Origin of the sequence: Muricoccus roseus, assembly GCF_900141905.1 — a bacterium.
GTDB classification, from domain to species: Bacteria; Pseudomonadota; Alphaproteobacteria; order Acetobacterales; family Acetobacteraceae; genus Roseomonas; species Roseomonas rosea.
In genome coordinates this window covers 118,150-126,023 of the sequence record NZ_FQZF01000016.1, presented here as the reverse complement: position 1 = coordinate 126,023, position 7,874 = coordinate 118,150, and the positions used below count along the sequence as shown (strand labels likewise).

Annotated in this window: 6 protein-coding genes; 4 read left to right on the top strand and 2 right to left on the bottom strand. The window is 69.6% G+C overall.

All coding sequences use genetic code 11. From position 1 onward, the window contains the following. Nucleotides 1-1,865, bottom strand: a 1,865-nt coding sequence (gene dxs, locus BUB97_RS14675; protein ID WP_073135993.1) for a 1-deoxy-D-xylulose-5-phosphate synthase, incomplete at its 3' end; no start/stop codon positions are given. Further along, nucleotides 1,865-2,623 carry a phosphocholine cytidylyltransferase family protein gene (locus tag BUB97_RS14670; protein ID WP_073135990.1) on the bottom strand — a complete coding sequence of 253 codons (759 nt, stop codon included), beginning with the start codon at nt 2,621-2,623 and terminating at the stop codon, nt 1,865-1,867. The genes dxs and BUB97_RS14670, both read right to left, overlap by 1 nt. Before the next feature lie 117 nt (nt 2,624-2,740). On the opposite strand from BUB97_RS14670, the gene aepX reads away from it, so the two are divergent. Genes aepX through BUB97_RS14650 form a run of 4 tightly spaced genes read left to right on the top strand, consistent with a single transcriptional unit; the run spans nt 2,741 to nt 7,711 of the window. Then, a complete protein-coding gene (gene aepX, locus BUB97_RS14665) occupies nt 2,741-4,393 on the top strand; it encodes a phosphoenolpyruvate mutase (protein ID WP_086062205.1) in 1,653 nt (550 codons plus the stop codon). Then, nucleotides 4,390-5,559, top strand: a complete 1,170-nt coding sequence (gene aepY / locus BUB97_RS14660) for a phosphonopyruvate decarboxylase (protein WP_073135988.1) — start codon at nt 4,390-4,392, stop codon at nt 5,557-5,559. Before aepX ends, aepY begins: the two co-directional genes overlap by 4 nt. After that, on the top strand, nt 5,556-6,551 hold the full coding sequence (locus BUB97_RS14655) for a lysylphosphatidylglycerol synthase domain-containing protein (protein ID WP_073135986.1): 996 nt from the start codon (nt 5,556-5,558) through the stop codon (nt 6,549-6,551). The genes aepY and BUB97_RS14655 overlap by 4 nt, the downstream gene beginning before the upstream one ends. Continuing rightward, nucleotides 6,548-7,711: a 2-aminoethylphosphonate--pyruvate transaminase gene (locus BUB97_RS14650; protein ID WP_086062204.1), complete on the top strand. Its 1,164-nt coding sequence runs from the start codon at nt 6,548-6,550 to the stop codon at nt 7,709-7,711. Before BUB97_RS14655 ends, BUB97_RS14650 begins: the two co-directional genes overlap by 4 nt. The last annotated feature ends 163 nt before the right edge of the window (nt 7,712-7,874 follow it).

The window sequence follows — 7,874 nt, the reverse complement described above, 5'->3', positions numbered from 1 at the left end:
CCGGCGAGGTCGTACTGCTTTTTGGGCGTCTCGTGGTCGATATAGATATCCGGCAGGACCAGCGGCCGGAAGCGCAATCCGCCATCGAGCAGCCCGGCATGGGCGAGGTGCTGGGCGACGAGGGACCCGAAGCCGCCGACCGAGCCCTCCTCGACGGTGAGCAGGACGCTGTGGTTGCGGGCCAGTCGCTCGAGCAGATCGGTATCCAGCGGCTTGGCGAAGCGCGCATCGGCCACCGTGCAGGAGAGGCCCTGGGCGGCGAGCTCGTCGGCGGCCCGCAGCGCCTCGGCCAGCCGGGTGCCGTAGGAGAGGATGGCGATGCTGTTCCCCTCGCGCAGCACGCGGCCCTTGCCGATGGGCAGGGGCGTGCCGCGGGCCGGCAGCTCGAGGCCGGTGCCCTCGCCGCGGGGGTAGCGGAAGGCGATCGGGCCGCTGTCATGGGCGGCGGCGGTCGCCACCATATGCACCAGCTCCACCTCGTCGGCGGCCGCCATGAGGGTCATGTTCGGAATGCAGCCGAGATAGGCGATGTCATAGGCCCCGGCATGGGTCGCGCCATCGGCGCCCACCAGCCCGGCCCGGTCCATCGCAAAGCGCACGGGCAGGTTCTGCAGCGCCACGTCATGCACCAGCTGGTCATAGGCGCGCTGGAGGAAGGTCGAGTAGATGGCGACGAAGGGCCGGAGCCCCTCGGTGGCCATGCCGGCCGCAAACGTCACCGCGTGCTGCTCGGCGATGCCCACGTCGAAGCTCCGGCGGGGGAACTTGCGCTCGAAGGCGTCCAGCCCCGTGCCGCCGGGCATGGCGGCGGTGATGGCCACGATGCGCGGGTCCGCCTCGGCCTCGGCCATCAGGGCCTGGGCGAAGACCTTGGTGTAGGAGGGCGGGCCGGGCGGGGCCTTGGCCTGCTCGCCGGTGACGACGTTGAACTTGACCACGCCGTGGTACTTGTCGTCGCTCGCCTCGGCCGGCGCGTAGCCCTTGCCCTTTTGCGTGACCACATGGAGCAGGATGGGCCCGCTCTCCTCGGCATCGCGCAGGTTGCGCAGCACGGGCAGCAGGTGGTCCAGGTCGTGCCCGTCGATCGGCCCGACATAGTAGAAGCCCATCTCCTCGAAGAGGGTGCCGCCCGTGAGCATGCCGCGGGCATATTCGTCCGCCCGCTTGGCGGCCTGGGCCAGCGGGCGGGGGAAGCGCCGGGCCATGCGGCCCATCACCTCTCGGATGGACAGGAAGGGGCGGGACGAGATCAGCCGCGACAGATAGGCCGACATGGCGCCCACGGGGCGGGCGATGGACATGTCGTTGTCGTTGAGGATGACGATGAGGCGGGACTTGATCGCGCCCGCGTTGTTCATCGCCTCATAGGCCATGCCGGCCGACATGGCGCCGTCGCCGATGACCGCGATCACCGCCTGCTCGGGCCCCTGGCCCAGCCCCTGCGCGCCCAGCAGGTCGCGCGCGACCGCCATGCCGAGCCCGGCCGAGATGGAGGTGGAGGAATGCGCCGCCCCGAACGGGTCGTACTCGCTCTCGCTGCGGCGGGTGAAGCCGGACAGCCCGCCCCCCTGGCGCAGCGTGCGGATCCGGTCCCGCCGCCCGGTCAGGATCTTGTGCGGATAGGCCTGGTGCCCGACATCCCAGATCAGCCGGTCCCGCGGCGTCTCGAAGATGGCGTGCAACGCCACCGTCAGCTCCACCACCCCAAGGCTCGCACCCAGATGCCCGCCCGTGGTCGAGACCGCGTGAACCGTCTCGGCACGAACCTCCTCCGCCAACTGCTTCAACTGCTCGGGCGAGAAGTTCCGGAGATCGGACGGCACACGTACCCGGTCGAGGAGCGGCGTCACAGGCGGGGGGGACATCAGGCGGCCCTCAGCTGAGGGAGGATCTCGTCGCGGGCGCGGGCGACATCCGCCTCGAAATCGATCTCGATCCAGGGAAGCTCGGTGATGTCGCGCGCGGCGAAGCGGTTGGGCTCGGCCAGGATGAGGTCGCGGATCGCCTCCTCATATTCGAGATCCGTTCGCCCGGCCGCGACCAGCGCCGCGCTGCGATCCGCAAGGGCCGCGGCCGTGGCGGCGGAGAAGCGGAAGAAGCCGACGGACTCGCCATATCGATCATGCGGATGCTCCGGCTTCTTGCGGAAATCCACGATCGTCTCGCCGCTGAAGCAGATCTTCACCGGCTCGTCGCCGGGCTCGATGTCGCGGTCCAGCAGCAGCACATTCTCGCCCGGCGCGTCGATCAGGGCGCCGATTATGCGTGAATCGTACAGAACATCGCCATCCATGAGGATCACAGGCCCGCCCGCGCGAAGGGCTTCGCCCTGCACCGAGAGGGAGACGAGGCTGCCCTGGCGATAATCCGCATTGTGCACGAACCGCACCTTGTCCGACCAGCCGAGCCGCCGCACCTCGGCCTCGATTGATGTATGTTGGTGGCCGACCGTCATGCTCACCCGCTCCACCCCGTTCCGCGCAAGCGCCTCGAGATGCCGGGCAAGGAGGGTGCGGCCGCCGAATTCCAGCAGGATCTTCGGCCCGTCATGGGCGTTGCCGAGCCGCCGACCGACCCCTGCCGCCAGGATGATCGCGGATGGAAGCGGCGTGCCAGCACTCAAGCGGATGATCCTAGACGGGCCTTCAAGCCGCGTGAAAGTAAAGTTACTATCAGGGGTCTGCAAGGGCAGCCATCCTGGCGGGCCTGATCATGCCTTTTCCGGAATGAGAGACGCGCCTTGAGTGATGCAAGCCTTTCAGGTCAGCGGCCCGGGAACCTGCCCTCCGCCTCGCGGGAGACGCGCTTCGCCGCGCTGCGGCGCGAGATCGCCTCGCCCTCCCTGTCCTTCCTGATGGAAGCGCATGACGGGCTCTCGGCCAAGATCGTGCAGGAGGCCGGGTTCCGCGGCATTTGGGCCTCGGGCCTCACCACCTCCGCGGCGCTGGGCCTGCGCGACAGCAACGAGGCGTCCTGGACTCAGGTGCTGGACGTTCTGGAATACATGTCCGACGCCACCACCCTGCCCATCCTGGTGGATGGCGATACGGGGCACGGCAACTTCAACAATGTCCGCCGCTTCGTCCGCAAGCTGTGCGAGCGCGGCATCGCTGGCGTGTGCATCGAGGACAAGCTCTTCCCCAAGACGAATTCCTTCATCGGGGAGGCGCAGCCGCTCGCGGATGTGGATGAGTTCTGCGGGCGTATCAAGGCCGGCAAGGACAGCCAGACGGATGACGACTTCGTCCTCGTCGCGCGGGTGGAGGCGCTGATCTCCGGCCATACGATGGAGGAGGCGCTGCGGCGTGCCGAGGCCTATCACGCGGCGGGCGCGGATGCGATCCTCATCCATTCCAAGAAGTCGAACGCCGACGAGATCTTCACCTTCGCCGAGCGCTGGGCGAACCGCGCGCCGCTCGTGATCGTGCCGACCATGTACTACTCGACGCCGACCGATCTCTACCGCCAGGCCGGCATCTCCACCATCATCTGGGCGAACCACCTGCTGCGCGCCTCCATGACCGCGATGCGCGAGACGGCGGCGCGGATCCATGAGGATGAGTCACTGGTCCGCGTCGAGGGCAGCGTGGCCACGGTGAAGGACATCTTCCGCCTCATGGGCAATGCGGAGCTGGAGGAGGCGGAGCGCCGCTACCTGCCCGCGCGCCCCGCGCCCTCCGCCGTGGTGCTGGCCGCCTCCGGCGGGGAGATGGGCGGGCTGACCCTGGACCAGCCGAAATGCATGCTGGACATCCGCGGCCAGTCCCTGCTGCAGCGCCTGACCGGCACCTTCCGCGAGAGCGGCGTGCGCGACGTGACGGTGGTGCGCGGCTATCGCAAGGAAGCCGTGTCGCTGCAGGGCATCCGTACACTCGACAATGACCGCCATGCCGAGACGGGCGAGGCCTGGTCCCTGGCCTGCGCGCGCGACGCGATCAGGGGCGAGACGATCGTCGCCTATGGCGACGTGCTGTTCCGCCGCTACATCCTGGACAGCCTTCTCACCAGCAGCGCCGATGTGGTGGTGGCGGTGGATACGCTGGGCGTGCAGCCGCATCCGGGCCAGCGGGACCTCGTGGCGGCCGACCGCCGCTTCTCCGGGGACTACTTGGATGACCGGCCCGCGCATCTCACCCGCATGGCGCAGGACATCCCCCAGGGCGAAGCCTGCGGCGAGTGGATGGGGCTGGTGCGCTTCAGCGCGCGCGGCGCCGAATGGCTGCGAGAGGAGATCGCGGCCATGGAGGCCGAGGGGCTGCTGGAGACCGGCGACATGCCGCTGCTGCTGACCCGCCTGGCCGCGAAGCACCCGGTGCGGGTGAAGTACTTCACCGGCCACTGGCTGAACGTGAACACGCTGACGGACCTGGCGGAAGCCCGAAACTTCACATGATCACCGCGGACGACTTCATCGCCGAGGCCGGCCAGGCCGGCTTCGACTTCTACACGGGCGTGCCCTGCAGCTTCCTCACGCCGCTGATCAACGGCGTGCTCTCCACGCCGTCCCTCGCCTATGTCGGCGCGGCGAGCGAGGGGGAGGCGGTGGCCATCGCCTCAGGCGCCTGGCTGGCCGGGCGGCGGACGGTGGTGATGTGTCAGAACTCCGGCCTGGGGAATGCGGTGAACCCGCTGACCTCGCTGAACCACCCGTTCCGCATTCCCACCCTGTTCCTGACGACCTGGCGCGGCGAGCCCGGCATTCCCGACGAGCCGCAGCATGAGGTCATGGGCGGGATCACCCAGGACCTCATCGCCCTGATGCGGCTGGAGCAGGCGCCCTTCCCGCAGGCCAGCCAGGCGCTCCGCCCGGCCCTGGCGCTAGCCGTGGAGCGGATGGAGGCCACCGGCCTGCCCTATGCCATGGTGGTCCGCAAGGATGACGTGGCGGAGCGAGCGCTGGACCAGAGGCCCCGCCCGCTGCCCGCACCCGGCCGGCGCGAGGATTTCGCCGCGGAAGGCGAGCGCCCGGGCCGCGCCGAGGTGCTTGAGCGCTTCCTGGCCATCGTGCCGGACGAGGCCGGCGTCATCGCGACCACGGGAAAATGCGGGCGGGAGCTCTTCACTCTCGCGGACCGGCCGCAGCACCTCTATCAAGTCGGCTCCATGGGCGGGGCCAGCGGCATGGCGCTGGGCGTGGCGATGAACAGCGCCCGCCCCGTTGTGGTCCTGGATGGGGACGGCGCGGCGCTGATGAAGCTCGGCACCTTCGCCACCATCGGCGCCTATGGGCCCGGCAACCTCATTCATGTCCTGCTGGACAACGGGGTGCATGACTCCACCGGCGGGCAGGCGACCGTCTCCCCCTCGGTGGATTTCGCGGCCATCGCGCTCGCCTGCGGCTATCGCTACGCGGCCTCGGCGGCTTCCCTGGACGGCTTCGAAGCCGCCTTCCGCGCGGTGCTGGCTGCTGGCGGGCCGGCGATGATCCATCTGCGGATCGCGCCCGGCTCCATGGCGAAGCTGGGACGGCCCACGGTGAAGCCGGCCGATGTCGCGCGCCGCTTCCGCGATTTCCTGGCCTCCCCGCTGCCCACCACCACGGAGCCGGGTTCCGCGTGATCTGGTCCACAGCGGTCAGCCTGATCGTCGGGCTGGCCATCGCCGTCGCGCTCATCGCGACCAATGATCCCGCCGAGATCCTCCGTCTCCTGCTGGAGACGGGGTGGTGGATGCTGGCCGTCCTCCTGCTCAACATCGCGCAGATCTTCGCCTCCGGCCTCGGCTGGGGGCCGCTGATCGACGATCCGCGCCGGCCCGGCCCGTTCGGCCTGGCCTTCCTCCGCTGGGTCCGCGTCTCCACCAATGCGCTGCTGCCCATCGTGCAGGCCATGGGCGAGCTGATCCGCGCGCAGATCCTGGTCCGCTACGGCGTCAGCAAGGTGCGGGTCATCGCCAGCCTCGCCATCGACCTCGGCACGGAGATGGCGTCGCAGATCGTCTTTTCCCTCCTCGGCCTCGCGGTGCTGCTGACCATCCCGCATGCCACGGGCTCCGACACCCTCACCTGGGCGGTGGTGGGCACCGCTCTCGGCGCGGGGATCACGGGCGTGTTCATCGCCGCGCAGCGCTGGGGGCTGTTCAAGGTGGTGGAGACGATGCTGCCCAAGTTGGCGGCGCGCGCGGGCTGGACCTCCCTGGGCGAGCTGTCCGGGCTGAACGAGACGGTGCAGCAGCTGTACCGGCAGCCCCGGCGGCTCTGGCACAGCGGGCTCTGGCACTTCGCCTCATGGCTCATCGGCGTGGCCGAGACCTGGGCCGCGATGCAGGCCGTGGGCATCGAGGCGGGGCTGGCGGAGGCGCTGGTCATCGAGAGCCTCGGCCAGGCCGTGCGGAGCGCAGGCTTCTTCATCCCCGGCGCGCTGGGCGTGCAGGAGGGTGGCTATGTGCTGATCTGCGCCCTTTTCGGCATCCCGCCGGACCGTGCCATCGCCCTGGTGCTCATCCGGCGGATCCGCGACATCATCCTCGGCGTGCCCGGTGTCGTCGCGTGGCGATGGAGCGTGGGCACCAGCGCCGCGCTGCCCGATTCCCGTCTGCGGAGCCCATCATGAGCGAAAGCCCGATCCTGCTGACCCCCGGGCCCCTGACCACGGCGCCGGGCACCCGACAGGCCATGCTGCGGGACTGGGGCTCGCGGGACCCCGCCTTCATCGCCCTCACCGCCGAATTGCGGCAGCGGCTGCTGGCCGTGGCGGGCGGGGAGGAGAGCCATGTGGCGGTGCCGCTGCAGGGTTCCGGCACCTTCATCGTGGAGGCGGCGATCGCCACGCTGGTCGGGCCGGGCGACAAGCTGCTCGTGCTCGTCAACGGCGCCTATGGCGAGCGGATGGTGGCCATCGCCCAGCGGATGAGCCGTGCCGTGGAGGCGATCCGCTGGCCGGAGGAGCGCGCCGTGGAGCCGGAGCGCGTGGCGGAAGCACTGCGCGCTGACCGCTCCATCACCCATGTGGCGCTGGTCCATTGCGAGACCACCACCGGTATCCTCAACCCGGTCCCGGAGATCGCGGCCGTGGTCGCGGGGGAGGGAAGAGCCTTCCTGCTGGACGCGATGAGCAGCTTCGGTGCTCTCGAACTCGACCTCCGCACCACGCCCGCTACGGCCGTGCTGGCATCCTCGAACAAATGCCTGGAGGGGGTGCCCGGGCTGGGCTTTGCACTTATTCAGCCCGCGGCGCTGGAACGGGCCGCCGGGAACAGCCCGTCGCTGAGTTTCGACCTCCATGCCCAGTGGAAGGGCTTCGAGAAGGACGGGCAGTGGCGCTTCACCCCGCCGGTGCAGGTGGTGGCCGCGCTGGTGGAGGCGTTGCGCGGGCTGGAAGCAGAGGGCGGCCCGCAGGCACGGCGCAGGCGCTATCAGGAGAATTTCGACACGCTCCTGGCCGGAATGCGGCGCCTCGGCTTCGAGCTGTTCCTCGACGAGGCGGTGCAGGCGCCGATCATTGCCACCTTCCGCATGCCGCCGGACGGCCGGCTGGTGTTCCGCGACTTCTACGACGCGCTGGCCGACCGGGGCTTCCTCATCTACCCGGGCAAGCTGACGCAGGCGGAGAGCTTCCGCATCGGCTGCATCGGCGCGCTGGACCGGAGGGATTTCGAGCGGCTGCTTGAAGCCATCGAAAGCACCCTGGCCACCTCGCAAGCCGCGTCATCCGGCCCTGGCTTTGGTTCTGATCTGTTGGTCCGTCCTTTAAGTCTGGAATCACGGGCCTGACCATGCGCCTCGGGTCATGGACCCGAGGCGACTGCAATCACAGGAAGGGCACGGCGCAACCCGCGACCCCGCCGATCATCGTATCCACGGCAGTCAGCTGGGTATCTAAGGGCCTCAGGCCCTTGGCGGGTGAGGCCCGGAGAGGGCAGCGCCCTCTCCGGGA